The organism is Lysobacter oculi (genome assembly GCF_003293695.1).
GTDB lineage: Bacteria > Pseudomonadota > Gammaproteobacteria > Xanthomonadales > Xanthomonadaceae > Solilutibacter > Solilutibacter oculi.
This window is the reverse complement of the sequence record NZ_CP029556.1, coordinates 645,637-672,520: the sequence shown is the minus strand read 5'-3', so window position 1 is coordinate 672,520 and position 26,884 is coordinate 645,637. Positions and strand designations below refer to the sequence as shown.

Annotated in this window: 25 protein-coding genes, 1 tRNA gene and 1 pseudogene; 11 read left to right on the top strand and 16 right to left on the bottom strand. The window is 67.7% G+C overall.

From position 1 onward, the window contains the following. The first annotated feature begins 17 nt into the window (after nucleotides 1–17). From DCD74_RS03260 to DCD74_RS03250, 3 genes are read left to right on the top strand one after another with little or no spacing between them, the layout of a single operon-like run. Entirely contained in the window at nucleotides 18–689 is a 672-nt protein-coding gene (locus DCD74_RS03260) for a dienelactone hydrolase family protein (protein ID WP_112926051.1), read from the top strand. Beyond that, nucleotides 682–1,116 carry an HIT domain-containing protein gene (locus tag DCD74_RS03255; protein WP_112926050.1) on the top strand — a complete coding sequence of 145 codons (435 nt, stop codon included), beginning with the start codon at nucleotides 682–684 and terminating at the stop codon, nucleotides 1,114–1,116. Before DCD74_RS03260 ends, DCD74_RS03255 begins: the two co-directional genes overlap by 8 nt. Beyond that, the gene (locus DCD74_RS03250; RefSeq protein WP_112926049.1) at nucleotides 1,116–1,412 is read left to right on the top strand and encodes a hypothetical protein; all 297 of its coding nucleotides are present in this window, start codon (nucleotides 1,116–1,118) and stop codon (nucleotides 1,410–1,412) included. The genes DCD74_RS03255 and DCD74_RS03250 overlap by 1 nt, the downstream gene beginning before the upstream one ends. Nucleotides 1,413–1,425: 13 nt before the next feature. On the opposite strand, the gene DCD74_RS03245 is transcribed toward DCD74_RS03250, so the two are convergent. Genes DCD74_RS03245 through apbC form a run of 3 tightly spaced genes read right to left on the bottom strand, consistent with a single transcriptional unit; the run spans nucleotide 1,426 to nucleotide 3,125 of the window. Further along, complete coding sequence (locus DCD74_RS03245; RefSeq protein ID WP_112926048.1) at nucleotides 1,426–1,617, bottom strand: hypothetical protein; 192 nt, start codon at nucleotides 1,615–1,617, stop codon at nucleotides 1,426–1,428. 7 nt (nucleotides 1,618–1,624) lie between these two features. Continuing rightward, nucleotides 1,625–2,212 (bottom strand): dCTP deaminase, encoded by a 588-nt coding sequence (gene dcd, locus DCD74_RS03240; RefSeq protein ID WP_112926047.1) that lies wholly within the window; start codon nucleotides 2,210–2,212, stop codon nucleotides 1,625–1,627. 58 nt (nucleotides 2,213–2,270) lie between these two features. Next, nucleotides 2,271–3,125, bottom strand: a complete 855-nt coding sequence (apbC, locus tag DCD74_RS03235; protein WP_112926046.1) for an iron-sulfur cluster carrier protein ApbC — start codon at nucleotides 3,123–3,125, stop codon at nucleotides 2,271–2,273. 251 nt (nucleotides 3,126–3,376) lie between these two features. Between apbC and DCD74_RS03230 the strand changes: the two genes are divergently transcribed. The 5 genes from DCD74_RS03230 to rnfB all read left to right on the top strand — a co-directional run bounded on the left by DCD74_RS03230 (nucleotide 3,377) and on the right by rnfB (nucleotide 11,594). After that, nucleotides 3,377–6,280, top strand: coding sequence for a TonB-dependent receptor domain-containing protein (locus DCD74_RS03230; RefSeq protein ID WP_162615887.1), 2,904 nt, complete (start codon nucleotides 3,377–3,379; stop codon nucleotides 6,278–6,280). Nucleotides 6,281–6,359: 79 nt separating this feature from the next. Further along, on the top strand, nucleotides 6,360–8,339 hold the full coding sequence (locus tag DCD74_RS03225) for an alpha/beta hydrolase family protein (RefSeq protein ID WP_112926044.1): 1,980 nt from the start codon (nucleotides 6,360–6,362) through the stop codon (nucleotides 8,337–8,339). Between the two features lie 177 nt (nucleotides 8,340–8,516). Then, nucleotides 8,517–8,951: a DUF2147 domain-containing protein gene (locus DCD74_RS03220; RefSeq protein ID WP_112926043.1), complete on the top strand. Its 435-nt coding sequence runs from the start codon at nucleotides 8,517–8,519 to the stop codon at nucleotides 8,949–8,951. 105 nt (nucleotides 8,952–9,056) lie between these two features. Further along, complete coding sequence (gene metG / locus DCD74_RS03215) at nucleotides 9,057–11,126, top strand: methionine--tRNA ligase (RefSeq protein ID WP_112926042.1); 2,070 nt, start codon at nucleotides 9,057–9,059, stop codon at nucleotides 11,124–11,126. 30 nt (nucleotides 11,127–11,156) lie between these two features. Beyond that, nucleotides 11,157–11,594, top strand: a complete 438-nt coding sequence (gene rnfB, locus DCD74_RS03210; protein WP_237049645.1) for an Rnf electron transport complex subunit RnfB — start codon at nucleotides 11,157–11,159, stop codon at nucleotides 11,592–11,594. A 6-nt stretch (nucleotides 11,595–11,600) separates the two neighbouring features. On the opposite strand, the gene DCD74_RS03205 is transcribed toward rnfB, so the two are convergent. The 5 genes and pseudogenes from DCD74_RS03205 to DCD74_RS03185 form a co-directional block, all read right to left on the bottom strand. After that, the gene (locus tag DCD74_RS03205) at nucleotides 11,601–12,569 is read right to left on the bottom strand and encodes a TraB/GumN family protein (protein WP_237049644.1); all 969 of its coding nucleotides are present in this window, start codon (nucleotides 12,567–12,569) and stop codon (nucleotides 11,601–11,603) included. A 57-nt stretch (nucleotides 12,570–12,626) separates the two neighbouring features. Further along, a pseudogene (mutL, locus tag DCD74_RS03200) lies at nucleotides 12,627–14,431 on the bottom strand (DNA mismatch repair endonuclease MutL). Nucleotides 14,432–14,474: 43 nt separating this feature from the next. Next, on the bottom strand, nucleotides 14,475–15,962 hold the full coding sequence (locus DCD74_RS03195; RefSeq protein ID WP_237049643.1) for an N-acetylmuramoyl-L-alanine amidase: 1,488 nt from the start codon (nucleotides 15,960–15,962) through the stop codon (nucleotides 14,475–14,477). 130 nt (nucleotides 15,963–16,092) lie between these two features. Further along, nucleotides 16,093–16,554: a tRNA (adenosine(37)-N6)-threonylcarbamoyltransferase complex ATPase subunit type 1 TsaE gene (gene tsaE, locus DCD74_RS03190; RefSeq protein ID WP_112927636.1), complete on the bottom strand. Its 462-nt coding sequence runs from the start codon at nucleotides 16,552–16,554 to the stop codon at nucleotides 16,093–16,095. Continuing rightward, nucleotides 16,551–18,014, bottom strand: a complete 1,464-nt coding sequence (locus DCD74_RS03185; protein ID WP_112926040.1) for an NAD(P)H-hydrate dehydratase — start codon at nucleotides 18,012–18,014, stop codon at nucleotides 16,551–16,553. The genes tsaE and DCD74_RS03185 overlap by 4 nt, the downstream gene beginning before the upstream one ends. A gap of 22 nt (nucleotides 18,015–18,036) precedes the next feature. On the opposite strand from DCD74_RS03185, the gene queG reads away from it, so the two are divergent. After that, nucleotides 18,037–19,098, top strand: coding sequence for a tRNA epoxyqueuosine(34) reductase QueG (queG, locus tag DCD74_RS03180; RefSeq protein ID WP_112926039.1), 1,062 nt, complete (start codon nucleotides 18,037–18,039; stop codon nucleotides 19,096–19,098). Nucleotides 19,099–19,101: 3 nt separating this feature from the next. On the opposite strand, the gene pgi is transcribed toward queG, so the two are convergent. From pgi to pcnB, 6 genes are all read right to left on the bottom strand, one after another. Further along, nucleotides 19,102–20,604: a glucose-6-phosphate isomerase gene (pgi, locus tag DCD74_RS03175; RefSeq protein ID WP_112926038.1), complete on the bottom strand. Its 1,503-nt coding sequence runs from the start codon at nucleotides 20,602–20,604 to the stop codon at nucleotides 19,102–19,104. Between the two features lie 3 nt (nucleotides 20,605–20,607). Further along, nucleotides 20,608–20,988: an aspartate 1-decarboxylase gene (panD, locus tag DCD74_RS03170; protein ID WP_112926037.1), complete on the bottom strand. Its 381-nt coding sequence runs from the start codon at nucleotides 20,986–20,988 to the stop codon at nucleotides 20,608–20,610. A gap of 112 nt (nucleotides 20,989–21,100) precedes the next feature. Further along, nucleotides 21,101–21,949, bottom strand: a complete 849-nt coding sequence (panC, locus tag DCD74_RS03165; protein ID WP_112926036.1) for a pantoate--beta-alanine ligase — start codon at nucleotides 21,947–21,949, stop codon at nucleotides 21,101–21,103. Nucleotides 21,950–21,964: 15 nt separating this feature from the next. Then, complete coding sequence (gene panB, locus DCD74_RS03160) at nucleotides 21,965–22,780, bottom strand: 3-methyl-2-oxobutanoate hydroxymethyltransferase (RefSeq protein WP_407072209.1); 816 nt, start codon at nucleotides 22,778–22,780, stop codon at nucleotides 21,965–21,967. 27 nt (nucleotides 22,781–22,807) lie between these two features. Then, the gene (gene folK, locus DCD74_RS03155; RefSeq protein WP_237049642.1) at nucleotides 22,808–23,314 is read right to left on the bottom strand and encodes a 2-amino-4-hydroxy-6-hydroxymethyldihydropteridine diphosphokinase; all 507 of its coding nucleotides are present in this window, start codon (nucleotides 23,312–23,314) and stop codon (nucleotides 22,808–22,810) included. Between the two features lie 8 nt (nucleotides 23,315–23,322). Continuing rightward, a complete protein-coding gene (gene pcnB, locus DCD74_RS03150; RefSeq protein WP_112926034.1) occupies nucleotides 23,323–24,657 on the bottom strand; it encodes a polynucleotide adenylyltransferase PcnB in 1,335 nt (444 codons plus the stop codon). Nucleotides 24,658–24,727: 70 nt separating this feature from the next. Between pcnB and DCD74_RS03145 the strand changes: the two genes are divergently transcribed. Together DCD74_RS03145 and fdxA are read left to right on the top strand one after the other, a co-directional pair. Further along, nucleotides 24,728–24,803, top strand: a tRNA-Glu gene (locus DCD74_RS03145). Between the two features lie 46 nt (nucleotides 24,804–24,849). After that, the gene (fdxA, locus tag DCD74_RS03140) at nucleotides 24,850–25,173 is read left to right on the top strand and encodes a ferredoxin FdxA (RefSeq protein ID WP_112926033.1); all 324 of its coding nucleotides are present in this window, start codon (nucleotides 24,850–24,852) and stop codon (nucleotides 25,171–25,173) included. Nucleotides 25,174–25,269: 96 nt separating this feature from the next. Here fdxA and DCD74_RS03135 read toward each other — a convergent pair whose 3' ends face one another. Both DCD74_RS03135 and dapA read right to left on the bottom strand, forming a co-directional pair. Next, entirely contained in the window at nucleotides 25,270–25,794 is a 525-nt protein-coding gene (locus DCD74_RS03135; RefSeq protein ID WP_112927634.1) for a hypothetical protein, read from the bottom strand. A 17-nt stretch (nucleotides 25,795–25,811) separates the two neighbouring features. Then, nucleotides 25,812–26,738: a 4-hydroxy-tetrahydrodipicolinate synthase gene (dapA, locus tag DCD74_RS03130; RefSeq protein ID WP_237049641.1), complete on the bottom strand. Its 927-nt coding sequence runs from the start codon at nucleotides 26,736–26,738 to the stop codon at nucleotides 25,812–25,814. Nucleotides 26,739–26,884: the final 146 nt, after the last annotated feature.

Below are 26,884 nucleotides of genomic sequence, written 5' to 3'. Positions count from 1 at the left end.
CACGCACGGAAGCCGCCATGGGCGACTGGATCACCCTCGACACCCCGCACGGGCCGGTGCAGGCCTGGCAGGCCGTTCCGGAAGGCGCTGCACGCGGCGCGGTCATCGTGGTGCAGGAGATCTTCGGCGCCAACGCGCATATCCGCGAGGTGGCGGAACGCATCGCGCAGGCCGGTTACGTCGCGCTGGCCCCGGCGATGTTCGACCCGGTCGAGCCCGGTGTGGAGCTGGGCTACGACCGCGGCGGCACCGCACGCGGCAAAAGTCTGGCGGCGCAGCTGGGTTTCGATGCGGCCATCGCCCTCATCGACAGCGCCGACCGCCATCTGCGCGACATGGGGCATGAAGTCGGCATCGTCGGCTTCTGCTGGGGCGGCAGCGTGGCCTATCTCGCCAACACCCGGCTCGGCCTGCCGGCGGTCAGCTACTACGGCGCACGCACCGTACCGTTCCTGGCCGAACCGTTGCGGGCACCGATGATGTTCCACTTCGGCGAAGACGACGAATCCATCCCACCGGAAGACATCCAGCAGCATCGCGTGGCCAAGCCGGAAGCCGACATCCACGTCTATGCCGGCGCGGGCCATGCCTTCAACCGGGACGTCAGCCCGCGTCACTTCGCGCCCGGGGCTGCCGCGCTCGCATGGACGCGCACGCTCGATTTCCTCGCGGCGAACCTGCATGGCTGACCTGTTCGAACTCGACGCCCGCCTCGCCGGCGATACCCATCGCCTCGCGCGCTGGCCGCTGTGCGATGTGTTGTTGATGGACGACGCCCGCTATCCGTGGCTGATCCTGGTACCGCGCATCGCCGGCGCACGCGAATTGATCGACCTGGATGAGGCCGACCGCCTGCAGCTCTGGCGCGAGATCGATGCAGCATCGCTCGCGATGCGCGATGCCTTCGCGCCCGACAAACTCAACATCGGCGCGCTCGGCAACGTGGTGTCGCAACTGCACATCCACGTCATCGCCCGATACACGCATGACGATGCCTGGCCGGCCCCGGTCTGGGGTGCGCATCCCCGCCAGCCGCGCGATGCCCATACACGCAGCGCGATCACCGCGCACATCCTGCCCGCCCTCCCCCGTTTCGCTTTCGAGGAATCCCGTTGATGAAGCCCCTGTTCGCCGCGCTCGTCCTGTCCGCGCTGCTCTGCGCGCCTTCCGCCGATGCGCGACTGTTCGGAAAATCTCCGGAGAAATCCGCCGCCGAGGCCGCCGCCCAGCAGATGCAGGCGGTGACGATCTGGATCGACGCGACTTGGGGTTTCCGCAACCAGGGCGCGGCCAACAACCTGAGCGAGGCGCATCGCGCGTTCTACTCGCGCGGCTATCGCGTGGTCAGCGTGGAGCCCTACATCGAGAACGGCGACCTGCAGGGCTTCTTCGTCACCTACGAAAAGCGCTGAGCACCGCGCGGCTTCAAATCACGCCGCGCTTCTTTTCCAGCAACAGATAGCCGATGCCCGCTGCCGCGCCGATGGCCAGCGAGATCGGCCAATCGAGCGGGCTGAGCCACTTGACCAACCCGCCGACGATGAGCGCGACGACCACGAACTGGCTGTAGCGCCACGGGCTTTCGCGGAAACTGCGACCGACGTTGTTCGGGTCCATCTTCGCCTCAGGTCTTGGGCAGGGTGACGCCGGTCTGGCCCTGGTACTTGCCGCCGCGGTCACGGTAGGAAGTCTCGCAGACATCGTCCGCATCGGACTGGAAGAACAGCATCTGCGCCACGCCTTCATTCGCGTAGATGCGCGCGGGCAGCGGCGTGGTGTTGGAGAACTCCAGCGTCACGTGGCCTTCCCATTCCGGCTCCAGCGGCGTCACGTTGACGATGATGCCGCAGCGCGCATACGTGCTCTTGCCGAGGCAGACCACCAGCGTGTCGCGCGGGATGCGGAAGTACTCGACCGTACGTGCCAGCGCGAAGCTGTTGGGCGGGATGATGCATTCGTCCGCCTCGATATCGACGAAGCTGCCGGGGTCGAAATGCTTCGGATCGACAATCGTCGAGTTGATGTTGGTGAAGATCTTGAACTCGCGCGCGCAACGCACGTCATAGCCGTAGCTGGAGGTGCCGTAGCTGACGATGCGCTCGCCGTTGACCCCGCCTTTGTCCGCGTACTTGACCTGGCCGGCCTCGAAGGGCTCGATCATGCCGTGGTCCTGGGCCATGCGGCGGATCCAGCGGTCACTCTTGATGCTCATCGGCTTTCGTCCTGCGTCAAACGGCGGAAAGCCGCGATTGTAGGGGGGCGTGGGCGGCTCAGACCAGCGAGGCCGAGATCGACATCGGCGCGCGCGGGCGCTTGGCCAGTTCTTCCAGCAGGCGTCGCGCGGCGGCCCGGTATGCCTGCGTCACGGCGGAATCCGGTTCGGCCACGACCACCGGCACGCCGGCATCGCCACGTTCGCGGATGCGGATGTCGAGCGGCAACGCGCCCAGCATCGGCACGCCGTACTGCGCCGCCATCTTCGCGCCACCGCCTTCACCGAACACATGCTCGGCATGGCCGCAGTTGGAGCAGACGTGCACCGCCATGTTCTCGATCAGGCCCAGCACCGGCACCTCGACTTTCTCGAACATCTTCAGCGCCTTCTTCGCATCCAGCGTGGCGATGTCCTGCGGCGTCGTCACCACGATCGCGCCGGCGACAGGGATCTTCTGCGCCAAGGTGAGCTGGATGTCGCCCGTGCCCGGCGGTAGATCGACGACGAGGATGTCGAGATCGCCCCAGCGGGTGTCGTTGAACAGCTGCATGAGCGCGGAAGTCGCCATCGGGCCGCGCCAGATCATCGGCGTGTCCTGGTCGACGAGGACCCCGATCGACATCGACTCCAGGCCGTGGCCGCGCATCGGCTCGATGGTCTTGCCGTCCGGGCTGTCCGGCTTGCCCGAAACCCCGAGCATGGCCGGGATGCTGGGGCCGTAGATGTCCGCATCCAGCACGCCGACGCGCAGGCCTTCCTGCATCAACGCCGCGGCCAGGTTGACCGCCGTGGTGGACTTGCCGACGCCGCCCTTGCCCGACCCGACCGCGATGACGTTGCGGATGCGCGGGTGGAGCGGGAGTTCGCGCTGGACGGCGTGGGCGGTGAGGGGAGGCGAAGCGCTATGCATTTTTATAGGTCCCGGCGTGGAAACGGTGCCGCGCCGCAGCATAGCGGACTGCGCCCTGTCGGGCATCGCCAACCCCGCAGGCCCCATGGATTCAGCATGTCCACCCGCTCCGTTAAGCCTGTTCACCCGCGAGGTTAAGAATATGTTGCACAGGTTCCAGATCTGTGCCATATGTTCACAAAGCGTTCACACCTCGCCCGCCGGACGCCGGGCAAAAAGCTGTTCATTTCCAGGGGATAAAGAAGATGACCATGCGTCAGCGCAAGAGCCCGCAAATCAACCCGTTGTCCGCCGCCCTCGCCTTCGCCTTGATGGCAGGCGCCGGTGCCGCCCATGCCCAGACTGCTCCGACCGAGCCGGAAGACAAGGACGCCAAGGCGACGACGACCACCTCGACCACCAGCCAGTCCGGCAGCCTCGATACCGTGACCGTGACCGGTTCGCGCATCAAGCGCTCGCAGGTTGAAGGCCCGGCGCCGGTGACCGTCATCAGCCGCGAGCAGATCGACCGCGAAGGCTTCCAGACAGTCGGCGACATGCTGCAGTCGCTCGCCCAGAGCACCACGAACTCGTTCACGGGCGACCTGGCGACCAGCGGTTTCACCCCGAACGCCCAGGTGGTGAATCTGCGTAACCTTGGCCCTGGCTACACGCTGACGCTGATCAACGGCCGTCGCCCGGCGCAGTACCCGCAGCCGTACAACCGCGACAACAACGTGGTGAACGTGCGTTCGATCCCGTCGTCGATGGTGGAACGCGTTGAAGTGCTGAGCGGCGGCGCCTCGGCCATCTACGGCTCCGACGCCGTGGCCGGCGTGGTGAACATCGTCCTGCGCAAGAATTACGAAGGCAATTACATCGCCGGCACCCTCGGCACCACCGAACAGGGTGGCGGCGAGTACGGCAAGATCGAATACACCGGTGGCCGCACCGGCGAGCGCTGGAGCGGCGTGTGGGGCGTGCAGCTCGACCGCCAGGAGCCGATCTTCGGCGACCAGCGCCACTTCATGTACGACCAGCGCAACAACCCTTGGGGCCTGACCGTGAATCCGGCGCTGTCGCTGGCCGCGATCCGCGCATCGGCCTCGCCGGCCGGCCCGACCAACCACAACGCTATCTACGATGCAGCCGCCTGTAATGCGTTCGGCTACCGCACCGTGACCACCGCGGCCCGAGGCACCTACTGCGGTTCCGACACCCAGTCCAGCTCGCGCTCGATCACCAACGAGCAGCGAACCGTTTCCGGCTACGGCTACGGCACGTTCGACTTCACCGACAACCTGCAGGGCTTCGCCAGCCTGACGCTGTACAAGTCGAAGGCCAAGTCGAGCTCGGGCACCGAGTTCTGGGGCACCAGCGGCGACCGCGCAATGATCACCAGCACCGGCGGGACGACCTCGGTGTATTACGATGCGGACCTGCGCCACCTGGTGCAGCTGCAGCGCGTCTTCAACCCCTTCGAACTGGGTGGCGCGGAAGCTGCCTCCACGCTGTATGACGAGAAGTCATACGACATCACCACTGGTCTGCAAGGCTCGCTTGGCAAGTTCGACTGGGAAGCCTACATCCAGCATGGCAAGTACGACTACACCCAGGACCGCCCGCGCCTGCTCGCGCAGGCCGTGCATGACTACTTCCTCGGGCCGCGCCTGGGCTTTACCAGCATCTACCCGATCTACCGCCTGAACCGCACCAACTGGAACACGCCGATCACGCCGGACATCTACCGTTCGTTCTCCACCCGCGTGATCAACCGCGCCCAGACGGCTTCGAGCTCCGCCCAGTTCAACATCAGCGGCGACCTGTTCGAGATGCCGGCCGGCCCGCTTGGCTTCGCCGCCGTGCTGGAAGGCATGCGCCAGGAAGTGGACATGGTCAGCGATCCGCGCACCAACCCGCTGCGCCCGCTCGATGCCCAGACCGTCTACAACCTGACCAGCTCGGGCCGCACCATCGGTACGCGTGACCGCTATGCGGCCGGCGTCGAGTTCCGCGTCCCGCTGCTGAAGTCGCTGACCGCCCAGATCGCCGGCCGTTACGACAAGTACGACGACATCACCGCCGTCGACGACGCAGTGACCTACAACCTCGGCCTGGAATGGCGTCCGCTGGAAAACCTGCTGCTGCGCGGCACCTATGCCACCAGCTTCAAGGCACCGGACATGCAGCTGGTCTATGCGGAAGGCGCCGCCTCCTACTCGACCATCCTGGACGAATACGCCTGCCGCGCCGGCATCGGGCCGGGTGCCACCGCCGGTCCGCGTACGCGCACCCAGTGCAACATCACCGGTGACCCGACCATCTACCAGGCCCAGAGCGTGATCGCCGGCAACCCGGGCCTCAAGGAAGAGGAAGCCAAGACCCTGACCACCGGCTTCGTCTGGGACATCACCGACGGCATGTCGCTGTCGGCCGACTACTACCGGATCAAGCTGAGCGACCAGGCTATCAGCCTGAGCGGTGACTTCATCCTGCGTGCCGAAGCGGCCTGCCGCCTGGGTAGCTGGAGCTCCGCGAACGCGCAGCCGCTGACCTCGGCGTTCTGCTCGAACATCACCGGCCTGGTCACCCGACTGGTCGCCCCGGGCACCGCGCTTGACGGCCGCATCGATCGCCTCAACACCGCCTACATCAACGCGGCACTGGTCGACACTTCGGGCATCGACGCCAGCTGGCGCTACCGCACCACGACCGACCGCTTTGGCACGTTCCAGTTCGACGTCGGCTACTCGCTGCTGTTGACCGACCGCTACAAGCGCTTCGAGATCGATCCGCTCGTCGATTACCGCGACGACCTGGGCGAACCGCAGCGCAGCCGCATCCGCGGCACGGTGAGCTGGCAGGGCGAGAAGTGGAACGCCGCGGTGTTCGGCATGCGCCTGGGCACGACCGGCAGCGCGGCAAGCGCCGACGGCTGCTACACCGCGCCGAACCAGGGCATCTGCTATCAGAAGCGCCTGGCCCCGTGGTCGCTGTACAACCTCTCGGTGGGCCGCAAGTTCGGCACCAACATCACGGCACGTTTCGACATCGTCAACGTCTTCAATACGATGTACCGCCACGATCCGAGCCAGGGTTATCCGTACTACGACTACACCATCGGTGCGGATCCGCGCGGCCGTCGCTACAACCTGACCGTCGGCTACCGCTTCTGACGGGCAACTGGAACCAAGCAGAGCCCGGCAACCGCCGGGCTTTGTTTTTCATGAACACATGACACGACAAGGACATCCGATGACGATTACCCGGACACTTGCGCTCGCCGTCGCCTTCGCGATTTCGGCACCGGCCCTCGCGCAGTCCGCGAAGCCCTACACCATCGAGGACTTCGCCCGCTTCCCGACGTTCAAGAGCGCGAAGATCTCGCCCGACGGCCGTTACCTGGCCATCTCGGTGGATCGAGGCGAGCAGGACGTGCTGACGGTGATGAACCTGAGCGACCTCAAGATCATCAACACCACCCAGCTGCCGGACAAGAAGAGCATCGCGGGCTTCTACTGGGTGGGGCCCAACCGCCTGATGTTCACCGCCGCGCGCAAGATGGGCGGCTACGCCTCGCCGTTCCTGCTCGGCGAGTGGTATGCGGTGAACGCCGATGGCAGCCAGCCCACGCCGGTGATCTTCCGCGGCACACGCGACGCAACACAGCGCGGCAAATCCGTCGGCTATGAGAGTTTCTCGATGATCGACACGCTGGACGACGATGACCGTCAGGTGTTGATGCTGATGCGTTCGCCCCGTTCCTCCGAGGGCGCCAACGCGGAAGTGGTGCGCATGGACACCTTCACCGGCCGTCGCACGTCGATCGGCCGCGCGCCGAAGGCGGGTTGCAGCCTGTCGCTCGACGCCGCCAAGGAAGTTCGCTTCGCAGTCTGCTCCTCCAGCGTGGGCGACGACGGCGAGTACGACGAGCGCACCGAGCTGTATCGACGTGATGGAAGCGAGTGGACCCTGGTCAATGCATCGAAGACGGCCGGCAAGCACTTGGCGGTGATCGCCACCACCCGCGACGGCACGGTCTATGCGGAGCAGGACGACGGCAAGACCCCGGCCGCCATCGGCACGCTCGACACGAAGACCGGCGAATTCAAGCAGCTGTTCAAGGATGATGTCGCGGAAGTGTCCGACTACCTCTGGTCGAGCGACGACAAGACCCTGATCGGCGTGGTGACCGAAGCGGCGGCGCCGCACGTGACGCTGCTCGACGAAAGCCACCCGGACGCCGACATTTACACCTCGCTTTCGGAATCGTTCCCCGGCCAGATCGTGGACTTCTCCAGCGCGACGCGCGATGGCGACAAGATCGTGGTGAGCGTGCGCGGCGACCGCAACCCTGGGGAGCTGTACCTGTTCGACCGCAAGGCAGGCACCGCCCGTTTCCTGATGAAGGGCCGCCAGTGGCTGGATGCCAAGCGCATGGGCAGCGTCAAGCCCTTCCGCGTCGATACCCGCGACGGCAAGGCGGTGTACGGCTACCTGACGCTGCCGCCCGGCAGCGACGGCAAGAACCTGCCGCTGATCGTCAATCCGCATGGCGGCCCGATCGGGCCGCGCGACAACTGGGGCTTCAACAGCGAAGCACAGATGTTCGCCAGCCGCGGTTATGCGGTGCTGCAGATGAACTTCCGCGGTTCGGGCGGCTACGGCCGCGCGTTCCAGGAGGCGGGCCACCAGCAGTGGGGCGACGGCATCCAGAACGACATCATCGATGCCACCCAGTGGGCCATCAACGAGGGCTATGCGGACAAGAACCGAATCTGCATCTACGGCGGCAGCTTCGGCGGCTATTCGGCGCTGATGGCGCCGATCCGCGCGCCAGGCATGTTCAAGTGCACGTTCGGCTACGTCGGCGTCTACGACATCGACATGATGCATAAGCGCGGCGACATCCCGGAAAGCGAATCCGGCCAGCGCTTCCTGCGCCGCACCCACGGCACGGACAAGGCGGTCTGGGCCCGCAATTCGCCGGCCAGCCGCGCGTCGGAGGTGAAGATTCCGGTCTATCTGGCTGCCGGTGCGCGCGACGTGCGTACGCCGCCGGAACAGACCGAGCGGATGGCAGAAGCACTCAAGGCCGCCGGCAATCCGCCAGAAGGCGTCATCATCCAGAGTGGCGAGATGCACGGGTTCTACGACGTCAAGAACCGCATCAACCTCTACACAAAGATGCTGGAGTTCTTCGACCGCCACATCGGCAGGCCGGCTGCACGCTGACCGTTCACGGAGGGACAGGCCTGCGCCCGCCCCTCCACATCGCTTAACCCGCGGCATCACCCGCCCACCGTGCCCTGAATTGCTGCATCGCAGCTTTAACCGCACGCGGGCGAATGGGATATAACGACCTCATCCGCTGGCAGTGGCCACCGGGGGAGCCCACATCAGGAGATACACATGCGCAAGACGTTGTTCGCACTCGCCATCGGCCTCGCCGCCGTGCCGATGCTCGCCTCGGCCCAGTCGCCGATCGGCAAGTGGAAGACGATCGATGACGAGACCGGCAAGGCCAAGTCCATCGTCGAGATCACCCAGGCCAGCAACGGCACGCTGCAGGGCCGGGTCATCGAGATCCTCAGTTCCGACCGCGGCCCGAACCCGACCTGCGACAAGTGCTCGGGTGCCAACAAGGGCAAGCCGGTCAAGGGCATGGTGATCCTGTGGGGCCTCAAGCCCGACGGCAACGGCAAGTGGGCCGGCGGCACCGTGCTGGACCCGGCCAAGGGCAAGACCTACAAGTCCAAGCTGGAACTCAAGAGCGGCGGCGACAAGCTCGGCATGTCCGGCTGCATCGCTTTCATCTGCCGCGAGCAGACCTGGGTCCGCCACTGACCGCATCGCAATCGCTGTACCTGGAAGGCCCGGGAAACCGGGCCTTCTTCGTGGGCGATGAAAACCGCGTGCGATAATCGCGGCCCTTTTCGCCGCCTGCACACCATGTCCGCACCCGCCCTCGTCACCAGCGCCCTGCCCTATGCCAACGGGCCGCTGCATCTCGGCCATCTGGTCGGCTACATCCAGGCCGACATCTGGGTGCGCGCACGACGCATGGCTGGCGACACGGTGCACTTCGTCTGCGCCGACGACACCCACGGCACGCCAATCATGCTGGCGGCGGAAAAGGCCGGCGCCACGCCGGAAGCCTTCATCGCCAGCATCCAGGCCTCGCACGAATGCGACTTCGGCGATTTCCACGTCGCCTTCGACCACTACGACTCGACCAACTCGCCGCGCAACCGCACGCTGACCGAGGCGATCTACGCGCGACTGCAGGCCAACGGCCACATCGGCCGGCGCACGGTTTCGCAGCTGTACGACCCCGAGCGCGGCATGTTCCTGCCCGACCGCTACGTCAAAGGCACCTGCCCCAACTGCGGCACGCCCGACCAGTACGGCGACAACTGCGAGGCCTGCGGCGCCACCTATGCGCCGACCGAATTGAAGGATCCGAAGTCGGTGGTGTCCGGCGCGGCGCCGGAGCTGCGCGACTCCGAGCATTACTTCTTCGAGCTGGGCCAGTTCGAAGGCTTCCTGCGCGGATGGCTGGCGGGCGATGTCGCGGTGTCCGGCGTCAAGGCCAAACTGGGCGAATGGCTGGAAGGCGAAGGTGGCTTGCGCGCCTGGGACATCTCGCGCGATGCACCCTACTTCGGTTTCGAAATCCCGGGTGCGCCGGGCAAGTATTTCTACGTCTGGCTGGATGCGCCGATCGGCTACCTGTCCAGTTTCCAGGCGCTCTGCGAGCGCGAAGGCATCGACTTCGACGCCTTCCTCAATGCCGGTTCCGCTGCCGAGATGCACCACTTCATCGGCAAGGACATCGTCAACTTCCACGGCCTGTTCTGGCCGGCGGTGCTGCACGGTTCCGGCCACCGCACGCCGACGCGCCTGCACGTCAACGGCTACCTGACCGTCGATGGCGCGAAGATGTCGAAGTCGCGCGGCACCTTCGTCATGGCGCGCACCTATCTCGACCAGGGCCTGGATCCGGAAGCGCTGCGCTATTACTTCGCGGCCAAAACCTCGGGCGGCGTGGACGACCTGGACCTCAACTTGTCCGACTTCGTCAGCCGGGTGAACAGCGACATCGTCGGCAAGTTCGTCAACCTTGCGAGCCGCTGCGCCGGCTTCATCGACAAGCGTTTCGATGGCCAACTGGCCGATGCCCTGCCCGAGCCGGCGACCTACGCGCGCTTCATCGACGCGCTCCCCGCGATCCGCGCCGCCTACGCCGCCAATGACGCCGCGCAGGTGCTGCGACTGGCGATGGCGCTGGCCGACGAAGCCAACAAATACATCGACGAGGAAAAGCCCTGGGTCATCGCCAAGCAGGAAGGCGCCGAAGCCGAACTGCAGGCGGTCTGCACGCAGGGCCTCAACCTGTTCCGCGTGCTGGCGCTCGCGCTGGCGCCGGTGCTGCCGTCCGTGGCCGCGCGCGTGGCCGCGTTCATGGCCGCGCCGCTGTCGTCCTGGACGGATTGCGATGCGCCGCTGGTCGGCCACCGCATCCAGCCCTACCAGCCGCTGTTCACCCGCATCGACCCCAAGCACATCGAAGCCATGACCGAAGCCAGCAAGGACACCCTCAAGCCCCCCACCGAAGCCGCCGCATCTGCCAAGGCGGCCGCATCTTCTGCCGCGGCGCCTGCAAAGCAGGCCGAAAGCGGCGACATCGCCACCATCGGCATCGACGATTTCGCCAAGCTCGACCTGCGCATCGGCAAGGTGCTGGAATGCGGCTTCGTCGAAGGCTCGGACAAGCTGCTGCGCTTCCTGCTGGATGCCGGTGACCTCGGTCAGCGCCAGATCTTCTCGGGCATCCGCGCCAGCTATGGTGATCCGGACGCGCTCGTCGGCCGCAACGTGGTGTTCATCGCCAACCTCGCGCCGCGCAAGATGCGTTTCGGCCTGAGCGAAGGGATGATCCTGTCCGCCGGTTTCGATGGCGGCGCGTTGGCGTTGCTGGATGCCGATGCCACGGCGCAGCCCGGCATGCCGGTGCGCTGAGGCGCGTTGCATGGCGATGACGGCGCAGGCATGACCATGCAAGTCCGTGCATCGTCCGATTCCGAAACGCTGGTCGAACGCATCGACCGCCTGCTGCCGCAGACCCAGTGCGGGCAATGCGGCTTCGAAGGCTGCCGCCCCTATGCCGAAGCGTTGGCGCGGGGCGAAGCCGGCATCGACCATTGCCCGCCCGGCGGGGATGTCGGCGCGCGTGCGCTGGCGAAGCTGCTGGGTGTCCCGGTGCTGCCCTACGACCGCGAACGTGGCGAATGCAAACCGGGGATCGTCGCGATGATCATCGAGGCCGACTGCATCGGCTGCACCAAGTGCATCCAGGCCTGCCCGGTGGACGCGATCGTCGGCGCATCCAAGCTGATGCACACGGTCATCGCGCCGCTGTGCACGGGCTGCGAACTCTGCGTCGCGCCCTGCCCGGTCGACTGCATCGTGATGCAGCCGGTCGGCTGAGGCGGCTTACTTCTTCTTCGGCTTCGCGCCGGGTTTGGCGGCGCAGGCGGAGCAGATGCGCTTGACCGTGTAGCCCTTGGCGCGCAGCTTCTCGACCACGCCATCCGGGCCCAGCAGATGCATCGCGCCGACCACGACCAGGTGGTCGTCGGTGCCCGGCGTTTTCAGGCGCTGTTCCAGCAGCGGTACCCACGCATCGTTGCGTTCGACGTTGATCGCCTGGTAGAGGCGCGGGTATTCCTTGCGCATCTCGTCGATGGTGCCGGTGATCAGGCCTTCGGCATCACCGCGGCGCCAGGCGTCGTGCAGCTTGCGGGTCTCGATGCCGCCATTGGCGACCGAATCCAGCGACTCCTCCAGCATCTGCCGCTGTTCTTCCGGCGTCATGCCGGACAGCAGCGCGACCTGCCCGCTGCCGGTTTCCAGCCCCGACACCGGCTTGCCGGCCTTGTCGGCGCGCGCCATGAAATGACGGTCCAGCCCGAGTTCCGGTTGCATGCCCATCTGGGTCATGCCGGTCAGGCTGACCATCAGGCTGGCGAACCACGGCTTGAACATCTGGAACACGGCCGGCGCCAGACCCTGCTTGGCCAGCGCGGCCTCGTTGGCCTTGAGCCAGGCGTCTAGCTTGGCGTTCTGATCGGGCGTGAGTTCGTCCTTGAGCTGGGTGCCATCGCGGCGCAGCGCGGCGGCCATCATCTGCTGCTGCAGCTCGGCCGACTGCATCTCCTGCGGCGGGATCTCGAACACCAGCTTCTCGGCATCGGCGAAAGCGGCATCGACATCCTTCGACAACGGATAGTCGGCGGGCTTGAGCACATGGAAGCTGCCCAGCAGGTACAGGCAGTTGTCGGCGTCGCAGGCGGTCCACATCAGCGGGACCGGGGCCGAAGCCGGGGCGGCGGGCGTCTTGGCCTGCGCGAACGCGGGGCCGGCCAGCAGCAGGGAGAGGGCGAAGGCGAGCGGCTTCAGCATGGGTCTTCCTTGGCGGGTGATGCGGACATTCTATGGGTGGCCGATGTGGCCAACGCGTCAGCGCCCACGCATGAACCAGCGGTCGATCTCGGCCAGGCTGAAGCGCGTCCAGGTCGGGCGGCCGTGGTTGCATTGCGCGGAACGCTCGGTGGCTTCCATCTCGCGCAGCAAGGCGTTCATTTCCGCGATGGTGAGGCGGCGGTTGGCGCGCACCGAACCGTGGCAGGCCATGGTCGACAGCAGCGCGTCGCGGGCTTCGGCGACGCGCAGGCTGTGGCCGTGCTCGACGAAATCCGCCAGCACGTCGCGCACCAGTGCTTCGGCATCGCCCTGCGCGAGCAGGGCCGGAATCGCACGCAGCAGCAGCGACTGCTCGCCGGCGCGTTGCAGGTCGAAGCCGAGTTTCAGCAGGGCCTCGCCTTCGCGCTCGACCAGCTCGGCCTCGCGCAGGGACACGGCGATCGGCATCGGCACCAGCAGTGGCTGCAGGCGCAGGCCTTCGCCATCGAAGGCCGTTTTCAGCTTCTCGTAGTTGATGCGTTCGTGCGCGGCGTGCATGTCGACGACCACGAGACCATCGGCGTTCTCCGCGAGGATGTGGATGCCGTGCAGTTGCGCGATGGCATAGCCGAGCGGCGGCACTTCGCCATCCTGCGGGAGTGGCTGGGGCGATAGCGGCCCCGAAGCCACATCGCCATACAACCCGGCATACGCGGCGGGCGCGTCGGCCACGCGCAGCCCGAGCGGCGACTGCGGACGCGGGAAGCGGTCGAAATAGGTGGATGACGCTTCGCCCGGCGCGGGCATCGGCGGCACTGGCGCGAATTCGCCGGTCGCGCCCATCGCGGTGCCGGCACGCGTTCCGGCCAACGCTTCTTTCAATGTGCGATGCACGAAGTCGTGGATCAGGCGGGCGTCGCGGAAGCGCACCTCGTGCTTGGCCGGATGCACGTTGACATCGACCCGGCGCGGATCGGTGCCGATGAAGAGCACATAGGCCGGCTGGCGGCCGTGGTAGAGCACATCCGCATAGGCCAGCTTGACCGCGTGCGCGACGCTGCGGTCACGCACCGCGCGGCCGTTGACGTACAGGTACTGCTGGTCGGCGCTGGGCCGGTTGTAGGCCGGCTGCGCGATCCAGCCACGCAGCGTGAGCCCGGCGGCCTCGTGGTCCACGGCCAGCGCGTTGCGGCTGAATTCCTCGCCCAGCGTCTGCAGCAGGCGGTCGTCGGCGATCAGCGCGTCGTCGCGCCACCGCGATAGCGGCGCGTCGCCTTTCCGTTGTGCGACAGCCGCAGTTCGACATCGGGGCGCGCCAGCGCCAGCGAGCGCAGCCATTCCTCGATGTGACCGAGTTCGGTGCGCTCGGCGCGCAGGAACTTGCGCCGCGCCGGCACGTTGAAAAAGAGGTCGCGCACTTCCACCGTGGTGCCTTCGGGTTGCGCGGCGGGCTGCGGCTCACCGACCCGGCCGCCTTCGACATCCAGCGCATGGCCGTGGGCATCGGCGGCGCGGCGCGAACTGATGCGGAAACGGCTGACCGAAGCGATCGACGGCAACGCCTCGCCCCGGAACCCGAGCGTGGCGACCGCTTCCAGGTCATCGAGCGTGGCGATCTTGCTGGTCGCGTGGCGCTGCACGGCCATCGCCAGCTCTTCCGGCGCGATGCCGCCGCCATCATCGCGCACGCGGATCAGGCGCACACCGCCTTCTTCCAGGTCGATGTCGACGCGTTTCGCGCCGGCGTCCAGCGCGTTTTCGACCAGTTCCTTGACCACCGAGGCGGGCCGCTCCACCACCTCGCCGGCGGCGATCTGGTTGGCGAGGGTTTCAGGCAGCAGGCGGATGCGCGGTTCGGTCACGGCGTCGGCGTTCTCGTGGGCCGACGATGATAACCGTGCGGGTTCAGGGCGCGGCGTCGGGCTCGCCGTCCACGCTGCCCAGCGTGCCGTTGCGCTTGGCGGCGTACCAGGTGCCGGGCGGCGGCAGGCGGGTGAAATAGTTGTGGATGCCGTCCAGCACCGCGCGGGCGATCCGGCGCTGGTAGTCCGGATCGTTGAGCCGGCGCTCCTCGTCGGGATTGCTGATGAAGGCGGTCTCGACCAGCATCGAGGGCACGTCCGGCGAACGCAGCACCACGAAGTTGGCGCGTTCGATTTCCTTCTTGTGCGTGCGGCCGATGCGCGACAGGCCGATGTGCACGTCCTTGGCAATGGCCTCCGACGCGCGCTGGGTGGCGCTCTGCGACAGGTCCAGCAGCACCGAGGCCAGCGTGTCGCTCTTGTCCTTCAGGCGCACGCCGCCGACCAGGTCCGCCGCGTTCTCGCGGTCGGCCAGCCAGCGCGCCGCCTGCGAGGTGGAGCCGCGCTGCGACAGCACCCACACCGACGAGCCGTTGGCCTGGGGATTGATGAAGGCATCGGCGTGGATGGCGATGAAGACGTCGGCCTTCGCCGCGCGTGCCTTCTTGTAGCGCTGGTCGAGCGGGATGAAGAAGTCGGCGTCGCGGGTCAGGTAGGCCTTCATCCCCGGCATCGCATCCACCTGCCGCGCCAGCTCGCGCGCGACTTTCAGGGTCAGGTCTTTCTCGCGGGTGCCGGCGGCGCCGATCGCTCCGGTGTCCTGGCCGCCGTGGCCGGCGTCGATCGCGATCACCAGCGGACGCAGGCGGGCGTCGCGGGCCAGGTCCTGCGCGCTGCGGACCGGCTTGGCGTCGCTTGCGGGCGGGGTGACGGGTTGCGATGACGGCGGCTGCGTGGACACGGGCGTGCCGGTCGCCACGCGGGTCGGGATGCCGGTCGCGACGGTGCCGCTGCCCTGCTTCACCGTAGGCAATGCGTCGGCGGCTGGTGCCTTGCCGGCCATGATGGCGGCGGGATCGGGCTGGGATGTGGATGCCGGCTTCGGCTCGGGCTTGGCGGCCGCGACGGCTTCGGCAGGCGTGGGTTCGGGCTTGGTCTCGACCGGCTTCGGCGGTGCAGGCGTATCGGCCGCAGAGGTGCGGACTTCCGCAGTCGCATCGCGCCCCGACTTGCCGTCATCCGGCCATACCAGCACCAACACGGCGCTGCCTTCGCGCCATTCCAGATTGGGGCCCATCACCACAACCGGCGCGGCCAGGTCGAACACGATGCGGGTCACGCCCGGTTCCGGGCTGCCGCTGCGCACCGCCTTGATCACCCCGCCACCCGCCGGCAGGCGGACTTTCGGCGACAGGCCGGTGTCGAGCACGTCGAGCACCAGCCGGTCGGGATTGGAGAGCGGGATGACGCGGTATTCGGCGCGGCTGTCCAGGAAGATTTCCGCCCGGGTGCCGGTCGCGGAATCGCGGATGGCGACCGATTTCACCTCGCGCGCTTCGGCCAGGTTCCAGCACAGGGCGAGCAGGAGCATCAGCCCCAGCAAAAGTTGGTCGAATCGCAGTCCCCGTGCGCGCATGACCGGATTCAACCATCCAGCCGCTTTCAGTTCAACCATTTTTCTTTATGAATCCGGCACATCGGTTAACTTTCTCTCAGCTTACTTAAGTCAGGGCAGCCACTTCATCCAGCCACGCCTGCCCCGCCGACGTATCTGCCTCGGCCCGGAGGCGACGGCCCTCGCCCTCGATCGCCAGCCGCAGATGCAGGTCGGCCGCCGGCAACGCACCGGCGCCGCGCTCGGGCCATTCGACCAGCCACAGCGCCACCTGCTCCGGCTCGATGCCGAGGAATTCCAGCTCGCCCGGGTCGCCGATCCGGTACAGGTCGAGGTGCAGCGCCTCGCGGCCATCGGCCAGCGGGTAGCGCTCGACCAGCGTGTAGGTCGGGCTGCGGATCGCGCCCGCCACGCCCAACCGGCGCAGGAACGCACGCGCGAAACTGGATTTGCCGGCGCCCAGATCGCCATGCAGATGGACGTTGGCGGATGCGGGGCGCGCGTCGGCGAAGCTGGCGGCCAACGCGTCGGTGGCGGCGGGATCGGGGAGGAAGAGGTCGAAGCTCATGCGCTGCATGCCGCGATGGTCGCACGCAGCTGGTCGATGAGATCGCTGGCCAGCAGGCCCGCTTCGCCCGCGACGGCGGCGCGATCCCCGGCACGCGCATGCAGCCAGGCACCGAACGAAGCGGCCTCGAAAGGCTCGTGCCCCTGCGCCAGCAGCGCCGCGACGATACCGGTCAACGTATCGCCCATCCCGCCCGAGGCCATGCCCGGATTGCCGAGCGCGATCACCCGCGTCGTGCGCCCGGGCGCAGCGATCAGCGAACCGGCACCCTTCAACACCACCGCGCACTGGAATCCGGATGCCAGCGCTTCGGCGGCGGCCCGACGGTCGCGCTGGATGCCGTCGATGCTCGTGTCGAGCAGTCGCGCGGCCTCGCCGGGATGTGGCGTCAGCACCGCGCGCGGCACCGGCCGCGACGACATCGCCAACAGGTTGAGGGCGTCGGCATCCAGCACCATGGGCTTGTCCGCACGGATCACCGCATCGAACAACGCGCGACCCCAATCGCCCTGTCCCAGGCCGGGGCCGATGGCGAGTGCATCCGCATATTCGATCAACGGGAATGCTGATGTCGCGTTTTCGACCGCATGGGCCATCGCCTCCGGGCGCCGCGCGAGCAGCATCGGCACGTGCATCGCGCGCGTCGCCACCGATACGCGACCGGCGCCGCATCGCAAAGCCGCCTCGCTCGCCAGCGCGATGGCCCCGCCCATGCCCGCATCACCGCCGAGCGCCAGCACATGCCCGAAGCGGCCCTTGTGCGAATCGCGGGCGCGGCGCGGCAGGCGCGGCGTCGGCATGGTTTCCGCGACGGGCACGATCTCTTCGAAACAACTGTCCGGCAGGTCCAGCGTGGCGAGCGACAGCGCACCTGCATGGTCGATGGCCGCGCCGGTCGCCAGACCCATATGCGCGGCGATGAACTGGAGCGTGTGGGTGGCGATGATGGCCACGCCGGGCACCGCGCCGTGTTCGGCATCGACGCCACTCGGCGTATCCAGCGCGAGGATCGGCGCATCCGATGCGTTGGCGGCTTCGATCAAGCGCGCGGCATCGCCCTGCGGCGCACGATCCAGCCCGATACCGAACAGCGCATCGACGATGACATGCGCATCGGGCAACGCGTCTTCGAAATGATTGATATGGCCGCCGGCTTGGCGATAGGCATCGGCCATGCTTATGCACAGCGGCGAGCGCGGCGCGTCAAGCTGCACGACGGCGACATCGAGGCCGGAATCGAGCGCGTGCTTCGCCAGTACCCAGCCATCGCCGCCGTTGTTGCCGGGCCCACACAGCACCACGATGCGTCGCGCCGAAGGCCAGTGCTGCAGCAGGCATCGCCAGGCCGCCGCGCCCGCGCGCTGCATGAGGGTGGTTTCGTCGAAGCCGTCGATGGCCGAAGCGCGATGTTCGAGTGCGCGCAACGCGGCGTTGTCGTACAGCGCGGAGGGGCTGGGCATGCGGCGATTCTATACTTCCACCATGGCCGCCCCCGCCGACATCGACACGCTGAGCGCACGGATCCGGGATGAAGCCGCGGCGCTCGGTTTCACCCGCTTCGGGATCAGCGGCGTGGCGCTGGGCGATGACGAATCCCATCTGCGCAACTGGCTGCAGGCCGGCATGCACGGCACGATGCAGTGGATGGCCGCGCATGGCGACAAGCGTTCGCGCCCGGCCGAATTGCTGCCCGGCACGCTGTCGGTCATTTCGGTCGGACTGGACTACGGCCGCGAGCACGACGAAGCCTGGGCCACGCTCGAAGATGGCGAACGCGCCTACATCGCGCGTTTCGCGCTGGGCCGCGACTATCACAAGCTGATGCGCAACCGCCTGCAGAAATTGGCGGAACGCATCGAAGGCATCGTCGGACCGATCGGCCATCGCGTCTTCGTCGATTCGGCGCCGGTGCTGGAACGCGCGCTGGCCCGCAACGCGGGACTGGGCTGGATCGGCAAGCACACCTGCCTGATCGACAAGGATGGCGGCTCGTGGTTCTTCCTCGGCGAGCTGTATCTCGACATCGCCCTGCCCGCCGCCGAACCGGCGACGAACCATTGCGGCACCTGCAGCCGCTGCATCGACATCTGCCCCACGCAGGCGATCATCGCGCCCTACCGGCTGGATGCGCGACGCTGCATCAGCTACCTCACCATCGAGCACGAGGGCGCGATTCCGCTGGAGTTCCGCGAGGCGATCGGCAACCGCATCTTCGGCTGTGATGACTGCCAGCTGGTCTGCCCGTGGAACAAGTTCGCGCAGCGCAGCGACGAACCCGACTTCCGCACCCGCAACGATCTGGACCGCGCCACGCTGGCCGAATTGTTTGCGTGGGAGGAAGACGAATTCCTGCAGCGCACCGAAGGCTCGGCGATCCGCCGCTCCGGCCACGAGCGCTGGCTGCGCAACATCGCGGTGGCGCTGGGCAATGCGCCCACGACCGATGCGGTGATCGCAGCATTGCGCTCACGCATGGAGCATCCATCGGAAATCGTGCGCGAACATGTCGCCTGGGCGCTCGCGCGCCACGGCGTGCAGGACTGACGGTCAGCGCGGGGCGCGGATCTGCGAGAGCAGTTCGCGTGTCACCGGGTCGTCGGCTTCCGCTTCACCACGCAATGCGGGCAGCAGTTTCGTCGCCATCTGCTTGCCGAGTTCGACACCGAACTGATCGAAGGCATTGATGCCCCACAGCACCGCCTGCAGGTAGGTGCTGTGCTCGTACAGCGCCAGCAGGTGGCCGAGTGCGGACGGCGTGAGCGCATCCAGCAGCAGCAGCGTGCTGGGCCGACCGCCGGGATAGCGGCGATGCGGGTCGGTGCTGGGCTGGCCATTGGCCAGTGCTTCGGTCTGCGCCAGCAGGTTGGACAACATCGCAGCGTGGCTGCCCTCATGCCCATGATCAGATCGACTGACGCCGATGAAATCCGCCGGCACCTGCTGGGTACCCTGGTGCAGCGCCTGGAAGAAGCTGTGCTGGACATCGCTGCCTACGCCGCCCCACCAGACGGGAACGGTATCGATGCCGGCATCCTCGCCATCGTGCCGCGCCTGCTTGCCCAGGCTTTCCATCACCAGCTGCTGCAGGTAGGCCGGCAGCAGGCGCAGACGTTCGTCATACGGGAATACCGCCTGTGCCGCCGCACCCAGCGCATTGCGGTTCCATACCGCGGTGAGCGCGTGCCAGACCGCGAGGTTGTCTTCCAGCGGCGACTCCACCGCGTGACGGTCGAAGGCCGCCGCGCCCGCCAGCAGTTCACGGAACGCCGGCATGCCCAATGCGAGCGCGATCGGGAAGCCGACCGCCGACCACAGCGAGTACCGGCCGCCGACCCAGTCCCACATCGGCAGCATGCGTTCGGGCGCGATGCCGAACTCGCGGCCGGCACGCTCCACGTTGGCGCTGACCGCGAACAGCCGCGTGCCGTCGCCCAGCCAGTCACGCAGGATCGCGCCGTTGAGCAGTGTTTCCTGCGTGCCGAAACTCTTGGAGATGACGATGCCTGCGGTGCGCGCGGGATCCAGCCCCACCAGCGTGCGCTCGATGGCCGAGGCATCCACGTTCGACACGAAATGCACGCATACAGGCGCGTCGGGCCTGGACAGCGCATCCACCACCAGGCGCGGCCCGAGGTCGGAGCCGCCGATGCCGACGCTGACAACATCGGTGATGCGGCTATCGGCATGAAGCCGTGCCACCAGCGCCTCCATCCGCGCCAGCGCCTCGCCGGCCTGCCGGTGAGCATCACGCGCCGCGCGGGCCGGGGACAGGTCGCCACGCAGCGCGGTATGCAGCGCGGCACGGTTTTCGGTGAAGTTGACTGGTTCGCCATCCACCAGGCGCCGCATCGCGGCGGGCAGATCGGCTTCGCGGGCGATGTCGAACAGCACGGCCAGCGCCTCGCGGTCGACATGCTGGCGCGCGAAGTTGGCGTAGAGCGGGCCGACCCGCAGCGCGAAATCGGTGGCGCGGGCCGGATCGCCCGTCACCAGTTCCCACAGGCTGCCCTGCCCGAGTCGCGCCGCCTGTTCGGCCAGCCGCTTCTGCACGGCTCAGGCGGCCTGCATGGGGATCGATTCGTTGGTGTGGGTCAGCCGGTTCTCGCGGTCCACGTAGACCAGCTTCGGCTTGTAGTTGGTCGCCTCGGCCTCGTCCATCTGGCCGTAGGCGCAGATGATGACCAGGTCGCCCGGCTGTGCGCGGTGCGCGGCGGCGCCGTTCACCGAGATGATGCCGCTGCCGGCCTCGGCACGGATCGCATAGGTGATGAAGCGGTGGCCGTTGTTGACGTTGAAGATGTGCACCTGCTCGTTCTCGCGGATGCCCGACAGCTCCAGCAGGCGGCTGTCGATGGCGCAGGACCCTTCGTAATGGAGTTCGGCGTGGGTCACCGAGGCACGATGGATCTTGGCTTTCAGCAGGGTCAGCAACATGGTTCGGCTCCGGGCCGGTCGAAACTGCGGGCAGTGTAGGCAGTGGTTTTCCGCGCCGCAACAATCGTGCCGGGGTGTTCAGGCCCGCGGCGGCAGCACGGCGCCAGGGTTTTCAGCGCAGTTCGAACTCGAGATTGTCGATGAGGCGGGTGCGGCCGAGCTTGGCGGCGATGAGGGCCACGCGCGGACCGGCCTCACCTTCGGCAGGCTCGGCGAAGGTCGGGGTGCGCAGCACCGCGTAGTCCGGCACGAAGCCAGCCAGTTCCAGCGCGCGCGTCGCGGTGCGTTCAATCTCTTCGCGCGCAAGGCCCTGTAATGCGGCATCGCGCATCGCCTCCAGCACGCGATGGATCACCGGCGCGGTCGCGCGTTCGTCCGCCGAGAGGTACTGGTTGCGCGAACTCATCGCCAGCCCGTCGGCTTCGCGTTTGATATCGGCGCCGACGATCTCGATCGGGAACGCCAGGTCGCGCACCATGTGCCGGATCACCGCCAGCTGCTGGTAGTCCTTGCGCCCGAAGATCGCGACATCCGGCAACACCTGGTTGAACAGCCGCGCCACCACCGTCGCCACGCCATCGAAATGCCCGGGGCGATGCGCACCATCCAGCACTTCGGTCACGCCCGGCACGCTGACCCTGACCGCCTGCGCGACGCCGAGCGGATACATCGCCTCCACCGAGGGCAGCCACAACAGGTCGCAGCCGACTTCATCCAGACCCGCCGCGTCGGCATCGGGCGTGCGCGGGTAACGGTCGAAATCCTCGTTCGGGCCGAACTGGGTCGGATTGACGAAGACGCTGGCGACCACGCGGTCCGCATGCTGCCTGGCCAGCGTGACCAGCGAGAAATGTCCGGCGTGCAGGTTGCCCATGGTCGGCACGAAGGCGACGCGCTGGCCGGCCTGCCGCCAGCCGCGCACCTGCGCGCGCAGGGCATCGAGCGTGGTGGCGGTGATCATGGGGAGGCTGCCTCGTCAGGCTTCATAGCTGTGTTCTGCGGCCGGGAAACTGCCGTCCTGCACGGCGTCGGCGAAGGCCCGCACCGCGCCGGCGACCGAACCGCCATCGGCCAGGAAATCGCGCACGAAGCGCGGTCGGCGATGGCCGCTCTCCAGCCCGAGCATGTCGTACAGCACCAGCACCTGGCCATCGCAACCGGCGCCGGCGCCGATGCCGATGGTGGGGATGTGCGAAGCCTGGGTGATCGCAGTCGCCAGCGCCGACGGCACCGCTTCCAGCACTAGCAACGTGGCCCCGGCTTCGGCCACGGCGAGCGCTTCCGCGCGGAGTTTTTCCGCCGCCGCATCGCCACGGCCCTGCACCTTGAAGCCGCCGAAGCGCAGCACCGACTGCGGCGTCAGCCCGAGGTGCGCGCAGACCGGAATCTCGCGCTCGACCAGATAGCGGATGGTCTCGAGTTTGTGGCCGGCGCCTTCCAGCTTGACCATGCCGGCGCCCGACTGCAGCAGCCGCGTCGCCGCCTTGAGCGCACGCAGCGGCGTGGCATCGGTCTGGAACGGCAGGTCGGCCACCACCAATGCCCGGCGCCGCGCCCGCGCCACGCAGCGCGTGTGGTAGACCATCGCGTCGAGCGTGACCGGCAGGGTCGAACCCAGCCCCATCACCACCATGCCCAGCGAGTCGCCGACCAGGATCAGGTCGACGCCGTTGGCATCCAGCGTGCGGGTAAAACCGGCGTCGTAGCAGGTCAGCATCACCAACTTGTGGCCGGCGGCGCGCATGGCGGCCAGATCGGGCACCGTCACGGGTTTGGCGGAAACGTCGGGCATGTCGGCCATCGCGTCTGGGGAGGGCGACTAGCCTAACGCTTCACAGCCGCAAGTTCCGATCATCGCCAGCGCGTCACGCGCGGGGCCGATGTCGGAGATCACCACCTCCGGCGACACCTCCAGCAGCGGCACCAGCACGAAGGCACGTTCGGCGATGCGTGGATGCGGCACCGTCAGGCCATCGGCCTCGATGCGCTCGTCGCCGTACAGCAACAGGTCGAGGTCGAGCGTGCGCGGCCCCCAACGCTGTTCGCGATGGCGGTCACGGCCATGCGCGCGTTCGATGGCGAACAGTCCGTCCAGCAATGCAGGTGCCGGCAAGCGGGTTTCGATGCGCGCCACCGCATTGATGAAATCGTCCTGCGCGATGCCGCCGACCGGTGCCGTGCGGTAGAAGCGCGAGGTGGCGATGACGCGGCTGCCTGGCAATGCGTCGATGCCGGCCAGCGCGGCGTCCAGCGTGGCGGCCACGTCGCCGACATTGCCCCCCAAGCCGATGTGGGCGATGACCGGCGTTTCAGCCAGCTCCATCATGCGAAAACTCAGCCGTTGCGACGCCGGCGGCGGCGACGACGCGGCCCACCTTCGGCGTGCTCGGCTTCCTCGGCGGCGATGTCGTCGGGCGAAGGCGCGGCATCGGCCGCTTCCTCCATCCCCCCGCGCACCTGCTCCTCATGCCAGTAGGCGATGTCGGCGGCATGCTCGTTGGAGGCGTGCTGGCGCAGCTGCAGGAAATCGAAGGCTGCGCGGAAACGCGGATGCGCCATCCAGCGCCCCACCCGCTTGCGCTGCGAGAACCGCGACTGCAGCAGCCAGATTTCCTGCATCGGGATGGAGAACCGGCGCGGCAACGCGATCATCTTGGTCTGGTGCACGGTCACGCGGTCGGCGGCGCGGCGTTGCGCTTCGGACACATGCATGCCCTGCGCCTGCAGCGCCATCAACGCGCGGCAATAGGCCGGCCACAGCAGCAGCGCGAACAGGAAGGCCGGCGACACCGGCTCATCGCGCGCGACGCGGTCATCGGTGTTGGCGAGGCCGGCGACCAGCATCCGGCGCAGCGCACCACTACGGTTGGCGCGCAGGGCCTCGGCGGTTTCCGGCAGCAGCACGGCGAGCAGGCCGTGGCGCTCCAGGCCCTCGAAACTGGCGACCGCATGGCCGGACAGGAACAGCTTCAGGCATTCCTCGAACAGGCGGGCCGGCGCGGCTTCGGCCAGCAGTCCGGCCAGGCGCGGGATCGGTTCGGCGGTGGCCGCCTCAATTTCGAAATCGAGCTTGGCCGCCAGCCGGATCGCCCGCAGCATCCGCACCGGATCCTCGCGGTAGCGGGATTCCGGGTCGCCGATCAGGCGCAGCTTGCGGGCGATGACATCGGCATGGCCGCCGGTGTAGTCGCGCACCGAGAAATCCTCGATCGCGTAATACAGCGCGTTGGCGGTGAAGTCGCGGCGCACCGCGTCTTCCTCGATGCTGCCGTAGATGTTGTCGCGCAGGACGCGGCCGTCGTCGTGGATCTCGCGGTCGCCGCTGTCGTCGTTGCCGCCAGCGGCGCGGAAGGTGGCGACCTCGATGATCTCGCGGCCAAACACCACATGCGCCAGGCGGAAACGCCGGCCGATCAGCCGGCAGTTGCGGAACAGCGACTTGACCTCTTCCGGCGTGGCGTCGGTGGCGACATCGAAGTCCTTGGGGATGACGCCGATCAGCAGGTCGCGGACGGCACCGCCGACCAGATAGGCCTGGAAACCGGCCTCGCGCAGGCGGTAGAGCACCCGCAGCGCATTGGGGCTGATGTCGCGGCGGGACACGGCGTGGGCGTCACGCGGGATGCTGAGCAGCACGGGCGAAGCGGCGTTGGAAGTGGTTTCGGACATGCGTCCCGTGGGCGTGCCAATTTGCGCGAAGCCCTCTATACTATCCTCCTCGCATTCATGCGACCAATCCGCTCCCTTCGTCTAGCGGTCCAGGACGACGCCCTCTCACGGCGTAAACACGGGTTCGAGTCCCGTAGGGAGTACCACATTCATGGGCGGGCGCGATCGCGCCCTACTCATCGCCGGTCCGCCATGCCCTTCGTCGTCACCGACAACTGCATCAAGTGCAAGTACACGGACTGTGTCGAGGTCTGCCCGGTGGACTGTTTCCACGAAGGCGCCAACTTCCTCGTCATCGACCCGATCGAGTGCATCGATTGCACCCTGTGCGAGCCGGAATGCCCGGCCAACGCGATCTATCCCGAAGACGACGTGCCGGCCGGCCAGGAAGGCTACATCGCGCTCAATGCGGAACTCTCCGCCGAGTGGCCGGTGATCACCACCCGCAAGGACCCGCTGCCGGAAGCCAAGGAATGGGACGGCAAGCCGGACAAGCTGCCCTACCTCGAGCGCTGACCCAGGCCGACATCGCATCCCAATGAAAACGGGCGCCCAAGGCGCCCGTTTCGTCATGTCGATGCCGGAAGCCGACCGGCATCGACCACCCTGCCCTTACTGGCCGCCGAGCTTGGCCTTGAGCTGGGCGATGAGGGCCAGCGGGCCTTCACGGGTTTCCGGCAGGCCGCGCGGGTCGACCGCCGAAATGTAGACGCCGTTCTGGGTCTGCGCGGTGCGGACCAGGAAGTCGGCGCCGCCGTAGCTGACGTCGTAGCTGCCGAGCAGCTGGGCCTTGCTGGCGATGGTCACGCCCTGGATACCGGCCAGCGCGTCGCCGACGCGGGCAAAGGCGGCATCGCGGTCGACGCCGGCCAGGTTGAAGCCCGAAGGCGCGGCGGCCGACTGGCCACCACGACCGGCGCTGGATGCCATCACGCTGCCGCCGCCCTGGGCCGGCACGGTCATGGCGCCATCGGTGGCCGGGCGGTCAAGGTCCGGCGGGACTTCCAGCGGGCGCGCTTCACCAGTCAGCTTGTAGGCGGCGTTGTCCTTGCGGAACCAGCTGCAGCCGGAGGTCAGCGCGACGGCGACGACAAGGCTGGCGATGACGGCGACGCGGCCGGGGGAAGCGATGCGCATGGAAATCTCCTGGGGGTTCATGTGGATGCCGGCGATGGACGGCGGCATTCGTTCTCAAGGGCAAGGATAGCCGCTGCCGCGGGCGCGAGCCGGCTTTCGTTCCCGCTGGCCAGCGAAGTCAGCGGCAGGCGCAGGCCGTCACCGAGGCCGGCATGGCGCAGCAGCGCCTTCACCGGGATGGGGTTGGGTTCGCAGCCGATGAAGTCGAACAGCGGCTGCAGCGCACCGTCGAGGGCGGCGGCGGGCTCGGTTTCGCCGGCACGGGCGTGGTCGCAGAGGCGGCGCATCGCGGCCGGCAGCACGTTGGACGCCACCGAGATCACGCCGTCGGCGCCGGCCAGCATGGCGCGGCAGGCGGTCGGGTCATCGCCCGACAGAATCGCGAAGCCGGGTGATTTCAGTTCCAGCAGCGCCGCCATGCGCGCCAACTCGGACACCGCTTCCTTGATGCCGATGATGTTGGGGTCGACGGCGAGCGCGGCGGCGGTCTCGGGCTGCATGTCGCAGCCGGTGCGGCCCGGCACGTTGTAGAGGACGACCGGCAGCCCCCCTTCGGCGGCGACCGCGCGGTAATGCGCGAGCAGACCGGCCTGGGTGGGGCGCACATAGGGCGGCGTGACGACCAATGCGGCATCGGCGCCGAGCGCGGCCACGTGGCGGGTCAGCGCGATGGTCTTGGCGGTGTTCGACAGGCCGGTGCCGGCCAGCACCGGCACGCGACCGGCGACCTGGGCCACGGCGGCGCGGAGAAGCGCGTCGAATTCGGCGTCGGTGAGCGCGGCGGCCTCGCCCGTGGAGCCGGCAACGACCAGCGCCTGGGTGCCGCCTTCGAGCTGCAGGTCGATGAGCCGGCGCCAGGCATCGAAATCCACCGAACCATCGGTGGCGAACGGCGTGGCCAGCGCGGTGATGCTGCCGGCAAGTACAAGCGGAGCGTGTGGCAAGACGGTGCCCTTGGCGTGAAGAAGCGGTGCGCGGGCGCGGAAAACACGGCACCGGGTGCCGCCGCATGTTACTTGCGGCCTGAAATGCCCGGCAAGTATCCTGCACCGAGCTTCCCGCCGCATGCGGGCTACCGTTCAGGCCTTCG

What these genes read in the sequence shown, in the direction of transcription:
- DCD74_RS03260 (WP_112926051.1), top strand. Translation starts at nt 18, where the DNA reads ATGGGCGACTGGATCACCCTCGACACCCCGCACGGGCCGGTGCAGGCC.
- DCD74_RS03255 (WP_112926050.1), top strand. Translation starts at nt 682, where the DNA reads ATGGCTGACCTGTTCGAACTCGACGCCCGCCTCGCCGGCGATACCCAT.
- DCD74_RS03250 (WP_112926049.1), top strand. Translation starts at nt 1,116, where the DNA reads ATGAAGCCCCTGTTCGCCGCGCTCGTCCTGTCCGCGCTGCTCTGCGCG.
- DCD74_RS03245 (WP_112926048.1), bottom strand. Translation starts at nt 1,617, where the DNA reads ATGGACCCGAACAACGTCGGTCGCAGTTTCCGCGAAAGCCCGTGGCGC.
- dcd (WP_112926047.1), bottom strand. Translation starts at nt 2,212, where the DNA reads ATGAGCATCAAGAGTGACCGCTGGATCCGCCGCATGGCCCAGGACCAC.
- apbC (WP_112926046.1), bottom strand. Translation starts at nt 3,125, where the DNA reads ATGCATAGCGCTTCGCCTCCCCTCACCGCCCACGCCGTCCAGCGCGAA.
- DCD74_RS03230 (WP_162615887.1), top strand. Translation starts at nt 3,377, where the DNA reads ATGCGTCAGCGCAAGAGCCCGCAAATCAACCCGTTGTCCGCCGCCCTC.
- DCD74_RS03225 (WP_112926044.1), top strand. Translation starts at nt 6,360, where the DNA reads ATGACGATTACCCGGACACTTGCGCTCGCCGTCGCCTTCGCGATTTCG.
- DCD74_RS03220 (WP_112926043.1), top strand. Translation starts at nt 8,517, where the DNA reads ATGCGCAAGACGTTGTTCGCACTCGCCATCGGCCTCGCCGCCGTGCCG.
- metG (WP_112926042.1), top strand. Translation starts at nt 9,057, where the DNA reads ATGTCCGCACCCGCCCTCGTCACCAGCGCCCTGCCCTATGCCAACGGG.
- rnfB (WP_237049645.1), top strand. Translation starts at nt 11,157, where the DNA reads ATGACCATGCAAGTCCGTGCATCGTCCGATTCCGAAACGCTGGTCGAA.
- DCD74_RS03205 (WP_237049644.1), bottom strand. Translation starts at nt 12,569, where the DNA reads ATGCTGAAGCCGCTCGCCTTCGCCCTCTCCCTGCTGCTGGCCGGCCCC.
- DCD74_RS03195 (WP_237049643.1), bottom strand. Translation starts at nt 15,962, where the DNA reads ATGCTCCTGCTCGCCCTGTGCTGGAACCTGGCCGAAGCGCGCGAGGTG.
- tsaE (WP_112927636.1), bottom strand. Translation starts at nt 16,554, where the DNA reads ATGAGCTTCGACCTCTTCCTCCCCGATCCCGCCGCCACCGACGCGTTG.
- DCD74_RS03185 (WP_112926040.1), bottom strand. Translation starts at nt 18,014, where the DNA reads ATGCCCAGCCCCTCCGCGCTGTACGACAACGCCGCGTTGCGCGCACTC.
- queG (WP_112926039.1), top strand. Translation starts at nt 18,037, where the DNA reads ATGGCCGCCCCCGCCGACATCGACACGCTGAGCGCACGGATCCGGGAT.
- panD (WP_112926037.1), bottom strand. Translation starts at nt 20,988, where the DNA reads ATGTTGCTGACCCTGCTGAAAGCCAAGATCCATCGTGCCTCGGTGACC.
- panC (WP_112926036.1), bottom strand. Translation starts at nt 21,949, where the DNA reads ATGATCACCGCCACCACGCTCGATGCCCTGCGCGCGCAGGTGCGCGGC.
- panB (WP_407072209.1), bottom strand. Translation starts at nt 22,780, where the DNA reads ATGCCCGACGTTTCCGCCAAACCCGTGACGGTGCCCGATCTGGCCGCC.
- folK (WP_237049642.1), bottom strand. Translation starts at nt 23,314, where the DNA reads ATGATGGAGCTGGCTGAAACGCCGGTCATCGCCCACATCGGCTTGGGG.
- pcnB (WP_112926034.1), bottom strand. Translation starts at nt 24,657, where the DNA reads ATGTCCGAAACCACTTCCAACGCCGCTTCGCCCGTGCTGCTCAGCATC.
- fdxA (WP_112926033.1), top strand. Translation starts at nt 24,850, where the DNA reads ATGCCCTTCGTCGTCACCGACAACTGCATCAAGTGCAAGTACACGGAC.
- DCD74_RS03135 (WP_112927634.1), bottom strand. Translation starts at nt 25,794, where the DNA reads ATGCGCATCGCTTCCCCCGGCCGCGTCGCCGTCATCGCCAGCCTTGTC.